This is a genomic window from Puniceicoccaceae bacterium (assembly GCA_040224245.1).
Classification (GTDB): domain Bacteria; phylum Verrucomicrobiota; class Verrucomicrobiia; order Opitutales; family JAFGAQ01; genus JAKSBQ01.
This window is the reverse complement of sequence record JBEGIR010000027.1, coordinates 16924-31304: the sequence shown is the minus strand read 5'-3', so window position 1 is coordinate 31304 and position 14381 is coordinate 16924. Positions and strand designations below refer to the sequence as shown.

The 14381-nt window shown below is 55.3% G+C and carries 16 protein-coding genes; 8 read left to right on the top strand and 8 right to left on the bottom strand.

Going from position 1 to position 14381, the window contains the following annotated elements; genetic code table 11:
* Nucleotides 1-646: 646 nt before the first annotated feature.
* A complete protein-coding gene (gene panB, locus ABQ298_04890) occupies nucleotides 647-1450 on the bottom strand; it encodes a 3-methyl-2-oxobutanoate hydroxymethyltransferase (protein ID MEQ9823701.1) in 804 nt (267 codons plus the stop codon).
* A 43-nt stretch (nucleotides 1451-1493) separates the two neighbouring features.
* Here panB and ABQ298_04885 point away from each other — a divergent pair, with 43 nt between their 5' ends.
* Nucleotides 1494-1784, top strand: a complete 291-nt coding sequence (locus ABQ298_04885) for a hypothetical protein (protein ID MEQ9823700.1) — start codon at nucleotides 1494-1496, stop codon at nucleotides 1782-1784.
* Between the two features lie 41 nt (nucleotides 1785-1825).
* Here ABQ298_04885 and ABQ298_04880 read toward each other — a convergent pair whose 3' ends face one another.
* From ABQ298_04880 to ABQ298_04865, 4 genes are all read right to left on the bottom strand, one after another.
* Nucleotides 1826-3211, bottom strand: a complete 1386-nt coding sequence (locus ABQ298_04880; protein MEQ9823699.1) for an FtsX-like permease family protein — start codon at nucleotides 3209-3211, stop codon at nucleotides 1826-1828.
* Between the two features lie 124 nt (nucleotides 3212-3335).
* A complete protein-coding gene (locus ABQ298_04875; protein MEQ9823698.1) occupies nucleotides 3336-4175 on the bottom strand; it encodes a sigma-54 dependent transcriptional regulator in 840 nt (279 codons plus the stop codon).
* Nucleotides 4176-4233: 58 nt separating this feature from the next.
* Nucleotides 4234-5439, bottom strand: coding sequence for an acyltransferase family protein (locus tag ABQ298_04870; protein ID MEQ9823697.1), 1206 nt, complete (start codon nucleotides 5437-5439; stop codon nucleotides 4234-4236).
* 52 nt (nucleotides 5440-5491) lie between these two features.
* The gene (locus ABQ298_04865; protein ID MEQ9823696.1) at nucleotides 5492-6082 is read right to left on the bottom strand and encodes a CIA30 family protein; all 591 of its coding nucleotides are present in this window, start codon (nucleotides 6080-6082) and stop codon (nucleotides 5492-5494) included.
* A 246-nt stretch (nucleotides 6083-6328) separates the two neighbouring features.
* On the opposite strand from ABQ298_04865, the gene ABQ298_04860 reads away from it, so the two are divergent.
* The 3 genes from ABQ298_04860 to ABQ298_04850 all read left to right on the top strand — a co-directional run bounded on the left by ABQ298_04860 (nucleotide 6329) and on the right by ABQ298_04850 (nucleotide 9200).
* The gene (locus tag ABQ298_04860) at nucleotides 6329-7945 is read left to right on the top strand and encodes a sigma-70 family RNA polymerase sigma factor (GenBank protein MEQ9823695.1); all 1617 of its coding nucleotides are present in this window, start codon (nucleotides 6329-6331) and stop codon (nucleotides 7943-7945) included.
* A 90-nt stretch (nucleotides 7946-8035) separates the two neighbouring features.
* Nucleotides 8036-8602 carry a PH domain-containing protein gene (locus ABQ298_04855; GenBank protein ID MEQ9823694.1) on the top strand — a complete coding sequence of 189 codons (567 nt, stop codon included), beginning with the start codon at nucleotides 8036-8038 and terminating at the stop codon, nucleotides 8600-8602.
* A 91-nt stretch (nucleotides 8603-8693) separates the two neighbouring features.
* Nucleotides 8694-9200, top strand: a complete 507-nt coding sequence (locus tag ABQ298_04850; GenBank protein ID MEQ9823693.1) for a hypothetical protein — start codon at nucleotides 8694-8696, stop codon at nucleotides 9198-9200.
* Nucleotides 9201-9286: 86 nt separating this feature from the next.
* Here the strand turns inward: ABQ298_04850 and ABQ298_04845 are convergent, their stop codons facing one another.
* Nucleotides 9287-10102 (bottom strand): fumarylacetoacetate hydrolase family protein, encoded by an 816-nt coding sequence (locus ABQ298_04845; GenBank protein ID MEQ9823692.1) that lies wholly within the window; start codon nucleotides 10100-10102, stop codon nucleotides 9287-9289.
* A gap of 209 nt (nucleotides 10103-10311) precedes the next feature.
* Between ABQ298_04845 and msrA the strand changes: the two genes are divergently transcribed.
* Entirely contained in the window at nucleotides 10312-10821 is a 510-nt protein-coding gene (gene msrA, locus ABQ298_04840) for a peptide-methionine (S)-S-oxide reductase MsrA (protein MEQ9823691.1), read from the top strand.
* A 33-nt stretch (nucleotides 10822-10854) separates the two neighbouring features.
* On the opposite strand, the gene ABQ298_04835 is transcribed toward msrA, so the two are convergent.
* Nucleotides 10855-11274, bottom strand: a complete 420-nt coding sequence (locus ABQ298_04835; protein ID MEQ9823690.1) for a (deoxy)nucleoside triphosphate pyrophosphohydrolase — start codon at nucleotides 11272-11274, stop codon at nucleotides 10855-10857.
* A 49-nt stretch (nucleotides 11275-11323) separates the two neighbouring features.
* Here ABQ298_04835 and ABQ298_04830 point away from each other — a divergent pair, with 49 nt between their 5' ends.
* Together ABQ298_04830 and ABQ298_04825 are read left to right on the top strand one after the other, a co-directional pair.
* Nucleotides 11324-11527 carry a hypothetical protein gene (locus ABQ298_04830; GenBank protein MEQ9823689.1) on the top strand — a complete coding sequence of 68 codons (204 nt, stop codon included), beginning with the start codon at nucleotides 11324-11326 and terminating at the stop codon, nucleotides 11525-11527.
* Between the two features lie 100 nt (nucleotides 11528-11627).
* The gene (locus ABQ298_04825) at nucleotides 11628-12803 is read left to right on the top strand and encodes a hypothetical protein (GenBank protein ID MEQ9823688.1); all 1176 of its coding nucleotides are present in this window, start codon (nucleotides 11628-11630) and stop codon (nucleotides 12801-12803) included.
* A 3-nt stretch (nucleotides 12804-12806) separates the two neighbouring features.
* Here ABQ298_04825 and ABQ298_04820 read toward each other — a convergent pair whose 3' ends face one another.
* Nucleotides 12807-13307 carry a cupin domain-containing protein gene (locus ABQ298_04820; GenBank protein ID MEQ9823687.1) on the bottom strand — a complete coding sequence of 167 codons (501 nt, stop codon included), beginning with the start codon at nucleotides 13305-13307 and terminating at the stop codon, nucleotides 12807-12809.
* Nucleotides 13308-13527: 220 nt separating this feature from the next.
* Between ABQ298_04820 and ABQ298_04815 the strand changes: the two genes are divergently transcribed.
* The gene (locus ABQ298_04815) at nucleotides 13528-14379 is read left to right on the top strand and encodes a mechanosensitive ion channel domain-containing protein (protein MEQ9823686.1); all 852 of its coding nucleotides are present in this window, start codon (nucleotides 13528-13530) and stop codon (nucleotides 14377-14379) included.
* Nucleotides 14380-14381 lie beyond the last annotated feature (2 nt).

Here is a 14381-nt window from a genome sequence, read left to right as displayed (position 1 = left end):
CTGTGATTCAAACACGCTCCCGGCTCCCGATAACAACGCCTTCTTCCATTCCGTCACTTGGGTCGGATGGATCTGGTAACGTTTCGCAATCTCATGGATCGGTTCACGTTCCCGAATCGCCTCCAGGGCAACTCTGCTTTTGAACTCTGCGGTGAACTTTCGTCTCTTTTTCATTGGCTGCTTTTTACTCTTAGCAGCTTCTCATTTCTGTCCAACTTTTCCCGACCGGCTCATGACAGACCCACCTTCCATGAAACAACACCATCCCAACCCTACACAAAGGGGCCGAATGCGATCTGCCAGATCCAGAGGAACATGAAATGGTGAGGTCATTGCAAGAGGGTGCTTGAGGATTTTCCACAGCAATTCTGACGGTAGCAGAGTGCGCGCTCAAGGTTGAAAACAAACCGCATCAGCAAAAGCGCAGTCGCACTCAATAAACTTATGGTATTTTCTTCCGACCACAATTCCCGGTGAGTGATCGCCGATCCACGGTCCGAATTTTCCCAAATTCGGCTACGGGTTTTTTCGCACTTCCTTCTTCCGCAGCAGGAAACGTGAGTTTTCCAAACCGCGACGTGCGGGAAAACGCTGCTTTAGAAACCTGCCTTCCGTTCGAGTTCCAAACACGTGACGTCGGAACGGCTTAGGCTTCAGGAAAACTGCGATCCTTGACAGCCTCGGCGTAGGCGCTGACGCCCTGCTGCACAAGTTGTCCCACTTCTGCAAAGACCTTGGCAAAACTGGGCGGGTGCTCGTGCATGCCGAGAATGTCGGAGAGCACAATGATCTGGCCGTCGCACTGATGACCGCAGCCGATCCCGATGAAGGGTACCTGCAGGGACTGGGTGATCTCGACGGCGGTCTCGGGCTTGATCATTTCCCCCAGCACGGAGAAACAGCCCGCTGCCTGCAGCTGCAGTGCCCAGTCGATGAGGCGGCGTTTGCCAGTCTCCCGGTTTCCGTAGCTGCGGTAGCTGCCCAGAGCGTGGATGTTCTGCGGCAGTAATCCAATGTGGCCCACCACGGGTATGCCTGCAGCGACCAGCATTTCGAGCCGGGGAAACAGGGACTCGTGCCCCACCTCGATCTTGACCGCCTGCGCTCCTCCTTCCTGCATGAGCCGGCGCGCGGTCTGCAGGAGCCGATCATCGCTCTCATAGGCAAGGGAAAACGGAACATCCGCCACCACCATGGCAGTGGGTTTGGCGCGTGTCACCGCCGCCGTATGGTGCACCATCATGTCGAGCGTCACGGCTGTGGTGTCGTCAAAGCCCAGAAAGGTGTTGCCCACAGAATCCCCGACCAGAATCAAATCCACATACGGATCGACAAGGCGGGCGAAGAGCGCATCATACGCAGTGATGGCCACAATGGGACGCACCCCTTTGAGTTTCTTGAGGGTTTTGACGTTCACTTTCGAACGGCTCGCATCGTTCAGGTATCCCATGGTGTGGTAGCGAAATAAAAGCTTTATATTAACATGCGACGCCATGCGGTTTTCAATCCTTAAAGCGATTTTGAGCTGGCAGGCCTGGAAACGACCCCCCTATCGCCGGTCCATCCAGAGCCGGGCCAACCGGCGTCGCAAGCCGCGGCCATTATTGCCCAAACGCTCCGCACGACGGGTGAAACGCACGCGCAAGCTGATGAGACGGCAGCGCTACAAGCGCCCCGAACAGACAAAGCTGCAGGTTCGGCAAGTAGCCCTTCATTTCCTCTTCTCCGTGATCGTTGCCTGGGTGTGTTACGAGGGCGTGATGTCGAGCCTGCTACTGGAGTAGTCGGCGTCGGCCCCGTTGTGTGCACAACACTGTGTTACGACTCACTCATAGCGCAGGGTGTCGATCACATTGACGCGTGTGGCGCGCAGGGCTGGGACGAGACTTGCGAGCACGCAGATCCCCGCAACAAACAGCACTACCAACGTGAAGTTCATCGGTTGCAGGGTATGAACGTCAGAGAGCAGTGGGTTGATCTGGATGCAGAGGACCAGTGAGATCAGCAGACCGATCACCAGTCCCAATGCGATCAAGCGTCCGCTGCCCTGGAGAATGCGGACTAAAATCGAGCGCGGTTTCGCTCCCAGAGCCATGCGAATGCCAAATTCCTTGGTGCGCTCCATCACGGTGAAGCTGATCAGTCCATAGAGTCCGATACTAGTCAGCAGGACTGCGATGGTGGCAAAAAACAGGGTCATCATCATGGGGAGTTGCTGCGCAAAGGTGGCGAGTTCAAACATTTCCTGAAAGGTGTGAATCTCCATGGTGACCTTCGGGTCAACATCAAGAATGGCCTGACGCAGGGTTTGCTGCAGTCGAACCGGATCCCCTTCCACCTGCACGATAAAGTCCGTGTAGAAGCGATCCATATCCCACTGGCGTGCAGGAAAATAGAGTGCCACGCTCAAGTCCTTAATGAAATAGGGTTTGCTCTGCACCCGTTCGACGACTCCCACGATTTTGAGTGTCTGCCCCCAGAACTGAAGGGTCTGCCCCACGGGATTCTGCCCCGAGTAATACTTGTCCACGAGAGTCTGGTCGATGATCACGACCTTCTCCGACTCATGGTTGTCGGTATCGAGAAAGTCTCTGCCCTGCAAAATTTTGGTTCCGACCGTTTCAAAATAGCCCGGAAAGACAACCACCCGAAGACCGCTGGCATGTGTTTCTCCGGGAGCGTATTCATAATGATCCATCGAAAACGTGCTGTGCCCGGTGGAATGGGCTGCCGTCAGTGCAAATCCGAGTTGAAGCTGCTCCAGGGTTCGACCCACCAGTTTTTCCGGAAGTTGACCATACAGATTGGCGGCGTACTGGTTGACAATAACCAGTCGGTTGTCGGCATTGAAACAGAAGATCGCAATATCGGTCTCCCGCAGAATCCGGTCCAGCAGAAGGTTTTGTTCGAGTCGAATCCGTCGCTCTTCCTGCAGAAGGTCTGCCAGACGGTTGGTCTCCCACATGGCCAGCCCGATCGGATCGCCGGGCTCCGCCGAACTTCCACGCATGGAGTAGTCCTGCTCTCCAAAGGCCGACAGGATGTTCGACAGGATTTGCCACGGTCGGCGCACGCTGTCGAGCAACATCCAGCCGACAACCAACGAGAAAAACAACAGCAAGTAGAGCACTGCGATCCAGGTGAAACGGCTGAAATCACCGAGCCAGAGCAGGAACACGGTTGTCATCAAACCGGGCAGGGTGCAAAGCATGACAAGCCACCGTATCCTTCGAAAGGTGAATTTGGGTTGAGGCCGGGATTCAGGAGCTTGCATGGAAACCAGAGTGATCCGGGAACCTGGAGTTGACAGGTTCTGCGGATGGGATGGAAAACAACTACAACGGAATGTGGTACTTGTGTATGCGGCGATAAAGAGAACTGCGGGTAATGCCAAGCTGTTCGGCTGCCTGATTGGGGTCGCCGGGGAAGCGGGAGATGGCATCGAGCAGCATCTTGCGCTCCATCGCCGCAAGCGTGCCGGTCCCGGAATCAGGGACCATCCGCTCCGATTCCGAATGCAGGCCGAGATTGGCAGGTTCGATTTCATCGCCCCGGCTCAACAGCACGGCGCGCTCAACAACGTGTTCGAGTTCGCGCACATTGCCCGGCCAGGAGTAATGACGCAGCTGCGTCGTTGTGGTTGCACTGAAGCCTTGCTTCAGGGGTTTTCCGTATTTGCTGCGGTATTTGGTGAGGAATGCCTCCGCAAGCGGCAGGATGTCCTCCGGACGCTCCCGCAACGGCGGGATGTGCACTGGCACGGTATTGATTCGATAGTACAGGTCCTCGCGAAAACTCCCGTTGCGAACCAGCTCCGCCAGATTCGCGTTGGTCGCACAGATCAGGCGCACGTCGGCAGTGCGTGTCTTTGAGGAACCCAGACGCTCAAATTCACCGCTTTCCAACAGGCGCAACAGAGTCGCCTGATGCTTGAAGCACAGGTTTCCAATCTCATCCAAAAACAAGGTGCCGCCATCGGCCAGTTCGTATCGACCCATGCGGTCAGAGCGTGCGTCTGTAAACGCTCCCTTCACATGACCGAAAAGCTCGCTCTCAAACAGATTTTCGGGAAGCCCTCCCCTTTGAACAGTAACTTTCCCGAACTGAGGATGTCTTTTTGATCGTCTGCGATCAGAATGCAGGGAACTCGACCGTGGGGTGCAGGCATGGTCCATGCCTTAGCACAGTTTGTTTGCCGGGAAAAGTCTGAATGCTTTTCCCGGCGGCTCGGGTTCAGTTTTGCGGAAGCGGTGCTGGTGTTTTTGCAAACAGGATGCGCTCCCGTTTGCGTCCGTTCAACAGCTTGCCCAGGAAGGTCGGTCGAACAGCGAGGTCATACAGCAACAGGCCGATGGCCACCGTCAGCGTGCAGATGAGCACCCATTTTGCAGTCCAGTGCAATGGCAGCTCGGCCATCGCAACCTGCAGCCATACAACCACAGGAAGGTGAATCAGATACAGCCAGTATGAGGCATCTGCGAGATAGCGAATGATCGCATGGGGTCGGTCCACAAAGCGTCGGAACACTCCCAGCGTCACGCAAAGCAATGACCACATCATGACGGCATAACTGAAGGCATGTGCCAGATGCGCCAACTGGAAGCCAGGGTGGGAGGGTTGGAGTTGGAAAGTGGAAAGCCAAAGCGTCGCCACGATGCTTGCCACTGTCGCACCCAAAGTCCCTCGGGACACGGTCGCGATGCGTTCCATCAGTTCGGGTTGGCGGTTCAACATCCAGCCCAGCAGGAAGAATCCGCTATACACCAGTCCAACCGGAAGGTGCGGCACCAGGCTTTTGTCCGGTGTGTCCATTCCCCATGTCTGCATCTGAGCAATCAGCACCGCCGTCGGAACGGCGACCAGTAACAGCGATCCCCTGCATTTGATGCCCCACCGGAGCACGGCGTCTGCGCGCGAAAGGATGCGCTCGCTTCGCCCGAACAGGGTGCGCAGGATCACTGCAACAACTGTCGTGAGCATCAGGTAATAAAGAAACCAGAGGTGTGTTCCCACAAACAGGCCGGCTGGAAGGGTTTGCAACGACTGGAATCCTCCCCTCAGACCAGCCAGCACATCCACCTCGCCGCGCAGGCTGGCAAATCCCATCACCCAGCCCGACACCAGCAGGGGTTTGAGAATGAACCAGGCAACCACAAATGGAACTGCAATTCGCAGAAAGCGGGACTGGAGGAAATGCACCATTCCCCGCTGGCACAGAACCCTGTGGCTGAAGAATCCTGAGATCAGGAAAAACAGCTCCATGCGGAACGAATGGCTCACGGTGATGAACGGGAGCACCAGCGAGCTGGTAGACACATCCATGACCGCCCATCCAATAAACATGGGCGTGAAGGACAGGCTGGCATGAAACACAATGCCAAGCAGCAGCGCAAATGCGCGCACAGCGTCCAGATAGTGATAGCGGGTTTCCATTGGCATGGTCGTCGGATTCACGGGATTGTTCGATGCGAAGGCAGGTTGCGTTGCCGAATCAATAGAATCCGATTTCCCCCAGCTCGTAAGCAAACGCGCCGGGCTGTATGCCCACGGCTGTCAGGCTGATGCTCGCAATGGTTTGCGTGTTCAGGGATGTCGCTTCTGACCATGCACGTTTCAGACTCTTGAAGGGGATTTTCAGCTCGGAATATTTCACCCCACCCGCTTCAAGCAATGCTGCGTGATAATCGTAATTCACGACTTCAGTGCTATTCACCGAGAGCGAGAGCATGCCCTGCTGCCCCCGGATACGGAGCCGGACTCCTTCGTATGCGCTTAGGTCCACAGGACTGCCATCTGGACTGAGCGGAAACACTAGACTAACCCAGCCCGGCTGACCGCGAGGCGGCACAAGATCGCCTTTCATGGAGATCGCTCCCGAGGCAACCGTCTGTATGTAAGTGGACTTTCCACCCACTGCGGTATCCTCAATGACCATGCGGGGAAAGCCCAGTTGATTCAGATTTTCGTCGGAAAAGTCATCGATGATTTCGGGAACAGGGTTCGCGATTCCAAACAGTGGCATCATCGCCATGGCGAGCGTGAGCAGGTTTCGAACGGAACGGCGGGAATGGGCGAGTTGCATGGTTTTTGGCATAATCGTTAGGTTTCAGATGATGGTGTTGCTGAGGACAAAATGCTCTCGGCGTTTGCAGGTAAGAGCCGATTTCCGCACATGGGGTGACAAACTTTTTCGATTTTTTCCAAACTTGCTCCCAGCAAACCCGGCCGGAGAGTCGATTTTTGCGGTTTCGTGGGATACGTTGATTTGGCAAAAAAACTGTCACCCCAACCCCAGTTTCGGGCACATGCATCCAGAACACATTTTGCCATGCTCACCACTCAAACCCATTCCGAAGAAGAACTCAGCGATACCGCTCTGGTGATTGCCTCCCTCAAAGGGAACCGCAACGCATATGGTCGCATTATCGAACGCTACCAACGCCTGCTCTGCTCGCTTGCCTATGCATCCATGGGAAACGTCAGCGCAAGTGAAGACGTGGCCCAGGAAGCATTCATTGAGGGTTGGAAAAAACTATCCTCCCTGCGTGAACCCGAAAAACTTCGCGCCTGGCTCTGCGGTATTCTGCGCTTCAAGGTCAGCCGCCACCTTCGCAAACAGTCAAAGGAACCGAGCACTCAGGCCCATTCGCTCGAGTCCATCGGGATGACCGAAACCGAGGACGACAGTATCGAAGAGCAGACCATGCGACTCGAGGAGCAGAAGTTGTTGTGGAACACGTTGCAGCAAATTCCTGCCTCCTACCGGGAACCGCTGATTCTCTACTACCGCGAACACCAATCGATCCGGCACGTCGCCGCCGAACTCGAACTCACAGAGGATGCAGTCAAACAACGCCTCTCCCGCGGACGTGCCCTGCTGCGGGATCGCATGACGAGTTTTGTGGAAGATGCGCTGGTGCGCAGCACCCCGGGCAAGGTATTCACCATGGCAGTGCTGGCCGCGCTCCCATCGCTGGCACCAACCGCAAAAGCCATGAGCATGGGTGCCGCCATCGCCCACACCAGTAGCGTAGCCAAAGGACTGGGCATTGCAGCCCTGCTCGCTTCGGTCTCGGGGCTGATTGGCAGCTTTTTCATGGTGCGGGCCAATCTCGACCAAAGCCGCACGGACCGGGAACGCAAGCAGGTCATCTGGACCACCCTCTTTTTCATCGGCTCATCGCTCAGTTTCATCGCACTGCTGGTCGGTATGATGTTCCTGGCGATTTACGTTCCCTCCACTGCCCCGGTTCTTGCTGTGGCGAGCCAGGTGCTCATCCTCCTGTTCGTGCTCGCCTGGCCTGTTGCCACCTTTCGCATGCTCAAACGCAATGCGGAATTACGCGCGCAGGAACGCCTGCGCCAGCCAGAGGCCTTCGAAGATCCACGGGATCAGGTGGGTTCTGCGGCACGGGAGTACCGCAGTAAATGGAAACTGTTCGGCCTGCCCTTGATGCACCTGCAATTCTCCGTCAAGGAGCGGGGTGAGGGGCCCGCAGTGGGATGGATTGCGTTTGGGGACACGGCCTATGGTGTGCTGTTCGCTTTTGGTGGATTTGCGGTTGGCGGGATCAGTGTGGGGCTGGTGAGCGCCGGATTCCTCACCTGCAGCGTGGTCGGAGTCGGTGTCATCGGCATGGGCACCATCGGCATCGGGCTGCTCGGATTGGGCGCCATTGCCATCGGATACAAGGCCTATGCCTCAGTGAGTGCACTGGGCCTGCAGAGTGCGTGGGGTCCCGGCTTTGCGATCGCTCGTGATGCTGCTGTCGGACCCATCGCCTATGCCCGTCAGGTGAACAACGAAGTCGCTGCCCAAATGGCCTCTCTCCAGCAGGTTGAACAATATCATGTTTATGTATTGTGGGTGCTTTCGGTGCTCGTGATCGTTCCGGTCTTTTTCTATGCACAGGCGATCCGACGACGCATGCGTAAGCAGCAATGACGCATCAGATCCACACAATGGGAGATTTCAATTTCTACTCAAAACACAGATTCCTTTTGAAAACCACCTGTATTGTGCGATCCTGAAAGCATGACTCAAGAGCGCATCCTTCGTGTCGCCGAATTTGACAGCCGCGTTTGTCAGTACTGGCTCATTTCGGGTAGTTTGATCTGTCTATTCTCTATTGTGGGGATTCCACTGCTGCTGTTGTGGCTACCCCTTGGGATGTACTTCTCCCGACGCTACCTGAAAAGTGTGCAGTGCGTCCTCACCCACAAGGCGCTCAAGGTTAAAAAAGGGGTGCTGGTGAAAACGGAAAAAACGATCCCGCTTGAAAAAATCACCGACACAGGAACTCGCCAGGGACCCATTATGCGGGCGATGGGACTGCAAACCCTCACCGTCGAGACTGCAGGCCAATCCTCCACGGGTGCATTGGTCACGCTCACCGGCATCATCGATACGGAGGGCTTTCGCGAAGCCGTGCTTGCACAGCGCGAGAGGGATGCGCAGAACGGATCAGAGCCAGTTTCGGAGACCACAGGAGCGACAGAACCCAGCTCCCACAGCAATGCAGAACTCAAGGAGCTGCTGACCGAGATTCGCGATGTGTTGCAACGCATCGAACAACAGGGAAAGCAGAAGCAGGATCGTTGACCTGAAACCAACGCTGACTGCGCTTCATTTTCCCACAGAGGATCTCAGACAGGAATTGAAGTCCCCCACGAAACTTCTATCATTTCAATGGATGAGACCCTACCTCAAACGTCGCCTGGATCATCCCACTGGAACGGAGCCTTCCCGGCTGCGCAAGGTCTCGCGCAGTTCCTGGCTGGCCATTCTGGTCATCATCGTGGGTGCTGCGATTTATACTTCGCCGCGCTATGAAGTGGCCGATCATCAAACCCTGCAAATTCCACCCCGCAGCTTTCACGGCTATCCTGCCATCGCATCGAAGTCGAATCTGATCGGTATCGAAATTGAGAGCCTCAGCGGACAGTCATTCGACTTTTATATCATGGAAACAACGGAGTTTGAGCTATTGAAACGCTATCTGGTTCATGGAAAGGACTCCAATCGTGAGGTGGTATACCTTCACCGGGAGAGCAATGTGAAGGAAGTTGAACTCTACCATTTTCCACTCAAGGTGGGTGACTACACCTTTGTAATGGATCATACCTCCTTTGACGGAGATGCAGACAACCTGCCCCTGATGCTCGACTTCAAAGTGCTGCGAAAGACAGGGCCTTTCTAGAGGCGCAATCCCAGCGTCGACTGCCGCGCATTCCCCAAATCGGTGGCTGCTGTGGAGTTTGATTGCTCAGCTGAAATGGACCCCGCTCAGTGTTGTGCTTCCATACCAACCGTGTTGACCAGCTCGCCGATACCCTCGATTCGCAAGCACACCTCATCACCTGCACTGAGGCGTTGTGGAGGCTGCATCGCCGCTCCAACGCCACAAGGGGTTCCGGTAAGGATGACAGCGCCGGGCAGCAGGGTGAGGTTCTGACTGAGAAAACTCACAAGTTGTGCCACCGTGAAAATCATGTCCGACGTGTGGCTCTGCTGGCGCAACTCTCCATTCACCCGACTCTCAATCGCAAGGGCGTTGGGATCGGGCAGCTCATCGCGCGTTACGATCCAGGGACCTATCGGGCAAAAGGTATCAAACGACTTGGCACGACACCACTGACCTCCACCCTTGCTGTCCTTCTGCCAGTCGCGCGAGGTCACATCGTTGGCGATGGTGTACCCGAGCACGGATTCGAGTGCCTGCTCAGGCGAAACATTCCGGCTCCGCTTCCCGATCACCACCGCAAGTTCAACTTCGTAGTCAACAAAGGTTGCTCCGGCGCTCTCGGGGATCTCGATCAATCCACCCGGGCGCAGCACGGATGCAATGCTCTTGAGGAATACAACCGGAAATTCGGGGATCGGGTTGTTAAATTCCTTGGCATGCTCCCGATAGTTGAGTCCGATCGCAAAAATCTGCGGTGGATCGATGGGGGCCTCCAAGTGAGCAAGCTCGATCTCCCGGGAGGTATCGAGTTCGATCTCTCCTTGCCAGAGCGATCCCAACACCGGGTGAAAGGTGCTTCCATCCATGCTACCAACGTGAGTGAGGACTCCATTCAGACGGGTTCGGGCAATTTTCATCAGATCCTTGGGCTGCAGATTTGCGAAATCCTGGGCGCACTTCTTTCGTTTGAAATTAAGTGTTGCCTGCATTCAAGACCATGAAATCCGCCCGACCAAGTCAAAAGCATGAAATCCGCAATCGCAGCGGCGTATTCCGTATTTTCACGCTTGCTCCGTTTCTCTTGCTGCTGCCCAATACTCTTTTATCCATGGACTCATCCACACCTATGAACTCAGAAACCGCAACCCTTGCCGGAGGATGCTTCTGGTGCACTGAAGCCGTCTACGAACGCCTTGATGGTGTGAAATCCGTGCGCTCCGGATACATGGGAGGTCACACCAAAAACCCGAGCTACAAGGAAGTCTCGCTGGGAGACACGGGTCACGCAGAGGTCATCCAGATTGAATTTGATCCCTCTGTGATTTCCTATGAAGAACTGGTCGATCTGTTCTGGGAGGCCCACGATCCTACAACTCTCAATCGACAGGGTGCGGATATCGGTACCCAGTATCGATCCGCGATCTTCTTCCACAGTGAAGCTCAAAAGACTGCGGCCACCACATCCCGGGATCGCGCACAATCCCGTTTTAACGATCCGATTGTCACTGAAATCACTCCTGCAAGCACCTTCTACGAAGCCGAAGATTACCATCAGGATTTTTATGCAAACAACCGGAACTACCCCTATTGCCGGGTGGTGATCACTCCCAAGCTGAAAAAACTGGGCATGGAGTGACAGGTCGCGAGAGCAGGAGAGGTGTGGGCATCGCTACGCTTCACACCACTGCAACCACTGCTCCAGAATCGGCACATCGGCAGGTGCCCAGTCCAGCTCCGAAAGTTGATGGGGAAATACCCACGACAATTCCACATGCTCAAGCAGTCGGGGTGTGCCTGAACGCAGCTGACAGATGAAGGGATGCAGGCGGACGTGCGCGTGCACATACGCATGGCAGACCGGAGTCAGTGTGTGTTCCGCTACCACCTCAATGCAGAGTTCCTCCCGAATCTCCCGCAGTATTGCTTGCTCAGCCGTCTCTCCATGTTCGATTTTGCCACCCGGAAACTCCCATTTCCCGGGCAGGTTGGGGTCATTCAGAGATCGGCGTGTTGCAAGGCATTGCCGGGGGTGACCAGGCCTTCGGATGATCGCACAAACCACGTCGAGGATGGGAGTTGCCTCTTTCACGAATTGCTTGCATAGATGGAGCATTCGCACAACGCAACCCTGCACTGACATGCCCGACATCCTGCGCCAGACTCCTCGTTTCCTCGTGCTGTTCTTGCTGCTGATTGGCATCTGTTGCCAATCCGGATGCATCGTCATTTCCACAACGGGGGCAATCGCGGCAACAGCGGTCAACACCACCGTTTCGGTTGCCGGACACACCGTCAAAACCGCCGTGGACGTTGTTACTCCCGACGGAGATGATGAAGACTGACGCAATCGGGTTGATTCCACTAACGTCCTGGAGATAGATTAACCCATGGATTCCGGTTCAAGGAAACCGTATGGGTTGAGAACCATCGTCGCCTCTGATCATGAAACCAAAATCTCCACGCACCCCCAATGCACATCTGCGCCGTCGGCAAATTCTGATTCTCGGATACGGGACGAGCGTTCTGGGGTTTTGCAGTGCATTTCGCTCGGAATGGGCCGAAATTACCTTCATTGGCGACGTCGAGGATCTGGCGCCGCAGGTAGTAAGGCACGGAGTTGCTGCGGGATTGCTGCAACGCAATCAAGTCACCCACAAAGCGCTCCACCAATCCAGCAAGAAGTTTGGTTTTCGATGCAAAAACGGTCGGGTGGACCGTGTTGACCCGGAGAAGCGTCAGGTGTTTCTCGAAGGCGAGTCTGAAGCTCTCCACTACGATTACCTGCTGGTTGGAAATCAGGCCGATCCAGTTCCTTCAAACACAACAGCGACATTCCCACTCAACAGTCTTGCACAGGCCGAACGTTTTCAGCAGTTCATGCTGAACACAGCGTCAGACACCCCTCTGTGTGTGGTGGGAGGCGATGCATCATGCATCGATCTTGCCGCAAGCCTCACCCGCCCCGTCACTTCAGGGAAGGGACCCTCCCGGAAGGTGATTCTGGAGTGCAGAGGGGGCTTTGCCTTTGCCAATCGTAACGTGAAACCAAAAATTGAAGACCGCATTGCCCGACAGTTGCGGTGGGAGGCCATTTCCCTGCTCGATACCGAAACGATTCAGCAGATGAAACGCGATGCGATCACCGTCGACCCCCATTTGCCGGAACCTCCGCTCTGGTTGCAGCAGTTGCTCGGACTTGCGCCCAATCAGTTTGCTGGGAAGCAGGTCGTGCGTCCGGATTTGCGTTTGCGCGAACACGAACGCCTCTTCCTGCTGCCAGAGCTGGTTCAGATTGTGGATTCGGTGGGCAAGACGATGGCGCGCGATGACGCTGCACTGCAACAACAGGGTCGCTATCTGGCCAGGCTGCTTCGAGGCGTCATCGAAGTGCGTCGCGGATTCACCGTGGACCAACCGGGGTTCGTCTACCACGACAGCCTGCAGCTCGCGACCGTTCGCAAGGGGAAATCCGTTGGATTCGTCGGCCCGCTCAGCCTGCCCGGTCCTCTGGCATTTGTCATCGACATGGTGCTGTCAAAATACCCGGTTTTCCGAAGAAATGATGGAAGTGTTCGGGGAGCGTTTCAAATGCTTCGCTGGCTGAAGCACTGCAAATAAACGTCACTGGGCACTCGTGAGGCGGGTGATCAAGTCGTGGTGTTCGGGAAAGCGGTGGGTGAGTTCCGAGCGGGAAGGTTGGTCAAAGTCTTCAAATTTGAATCCCGGACTGACCGTGCAGCCCAACAGGGCATAGGAACGCTTGTTTTCAAGTTCGGCGGCAAACAGGGTTCCGTGTAGGATCACCAGCATGGGCAGTTGCCCTTTAGCCGGGTTGCGTCCCAAACGAAAGACTGTGTGTCGCTTTGATTCCAGTGTGTGCACCATCACCGCCGACCCCTCATAAAAGTGCCAGATTTCGTCCTGATGGAGGCGGTGAAACCGAGAGAGATCATCATACTCAAGCAAGTAGTAGATGCTCGTGGAAAAGGCGTGCTCACTCTGAAACCGCTCGGGAAGTGCGGATTTGGACACCGTCTCACTGGAGCAATAGACTTCACGATAATACCCCCCCTCGGGGTGTTCCTGCAGTCCCAGTAAATCAATCCAGTATTTTGCGTCCATACGAAGCAGTTTTTGTCGGTTGTGAATGCGAGTCAATCCAGGACCCGCCTCCTGCCAAACTATAGAGGAATTCCACTGGAATTCAACCTGTCTGCTGAAGCTGTGCTGATGGATGCTTCTCCATGGCAGTTGCATCCTGTTGCGATTTCGCAAACGCAGTTGCAATTCGATCATTTTCCAATCAATTTCCCCGATCAACATCGAATAACATTCGTACATTATGGAAAATCAATCCACCTCCGTCTTCTCCCCCGAACAGCTGAATGAATGGTTGCAGCTCGCCATTGAATTTTCGGCGACCTATGGCATCAAAATCATTCTGGCGATTGTGCTCTTTCTTGTCGGAAAGCGCATTGCCTCCTGGTTGAGCAAGATGACTAAAAACGCGCTGACCAAGGGGCACATGGACCCCACGCTGGTCAGCTTTGTCGGCAACATCGTCAACGCCCTGCTGCTGGCAGCCGTCGTGATTGCGGTGCTCGATGTCGTGGGCATTCAAACCACTTCGCTGGTAGCAGTCATCGGTGCGGCGGGATTGGCCATTGGTCTGGCACTGCAGGGTTCGCTGGCAAATTTTGCATCTGGAGTGATGTTGATCATCTTTCGCCCTTTTCGACAGGGTGATTTCATCACTGCGGGCGGTGAATCGGGCATCGTCGAAGAAGTCACCCTCTTTACAACCTCCATGCGTACGCCCGACAACAAGGCCATTATCATTCCCAACGCCGCCATCACCAGTGGCAGCATTACCAATTTTTCGGCCAAACCCACCCGCCGGGTCGATCTGGTCTACGGGGTCAGCTACAACGACGATCTCAAAAAAGTGAAAGAAGTGATTTGGGACGTTCTCAACGCAGACGAACGCATCCTGAAAGATCCTGCTCCTACCGTGGGGCTGCTCGAACTCGCTGACAGCAGCGTCAATTTTGCCGTGCGTCCCTGGGTCAATGCGTCCGACTATTGGGCGGTGTATTTTGATCTCAATGAAACCATCAAGCTCCGCTTTGATCAGGAGGGCATTTCGATCCCGTTTCCACAGCGCGACGTGCACTTGTTCAAAAGCGAAAGCTAACA

Coding starts and splice junctions, on each gene's coding strand:
- panB (MEQ9823701.1), bottom strand. CDS start 1,450: ATGGGATACCTGAACGATGCGAGCCGTTCGAAAGTGAACGTCAAAACC.
- ABQ298_04885 (MEQ9823700.1), top strand. CDS start 1,494: ATGCGGTTTTCAATCCTTAAAGCGATTTTGAGCTGGCAGGCCTGGAAA.
- ABQ298_04880 (MEQ9823699.1), bottom strand. CDS start 3,211: ATGCTTTGCACCCTGCCCGGTTTGATGACAACCGTGTTCCTGCTCTGG.
- ABQ298_04875 (MEQ9823698.1), bottom strand. CDS start 4,175: ATGGACCATGCCTGCACCCCACGGTCGAGTTCCCTGCATTCTGATCGC.
- ABQ298_04870 (MEQ9823697.1), bottom strand. CDS start 5,439: ATGCCAATGGAAACCCGCTATCACTATCTGGACGCTGTGCGCGCATTT.
- ABQ298_04865 (MEQ9823696.1), bottom strand. CDS start 6,082: ATGCAACTCGCCCATTCCCGCCGTTCCGTTCGAAACCTGCTCACGCTC.
- ABQ298_04860 (MEQ9823695.1), top strand. CDS start 6,329: ATGCTCACCACTCAAACCCATTCCGAAGAAGAACTCAGCGATACCGCT.
- ABQ298_04855 (MEQ9823694.1), top strand. CDS start 8,036: ATGACTCAAGAGCGCATCCTTCGTGTCGCCGAATTTGACAGCCGCGTT.
- ABQ298_04850 (MEQ9823693.1), top strand. CDS start 8,694: ATGAGACCCTACCTCAAACGTCGCCTGGATCATCCCACTGGAACGGAG.
- ABQ298_04845 (MEQ9823692.1), bottom strand. CDS start 10,102: ATGAAAATTGCCCGAACCCGTCTGAATGGAGTCCTCACTCACGTTGGT.
- msrA (MEQ9823691.1), top strand. CDS start 10,312: ATGAACTCAGAAACCGCAACCCTTGCCGGAGGATGCTTCTGGTGCACT.
- ABQ298_04830 (MEQ9823689.1), top strand. CDS start 11,324: ATGCCCGACATCCTGCGCCAGACTCCTCGTTTCCTCGTGCTGTTCTTG.
- ABQ298_04825 (MEQ9823688.1), top strand. CDS start 11,628: ATGAAACCAAAATCTCCACGCACCCCCAATGCACATCTGCGCCGTCGG.
- ABQ298_04820 (MEQ9823687.1), bottom strand. CDS start 13,307: ATGGACGCAAAATACTGGATTGATTTACTGGGACTGCAGGAACACCCC.
- ABQ298_04815 (MEQ9823686.1), top strand. CDS start 13,528: ATGGAAAATCAATCCACCTCCGTCTTCTCCCCCGAACAGCTGAATGAA.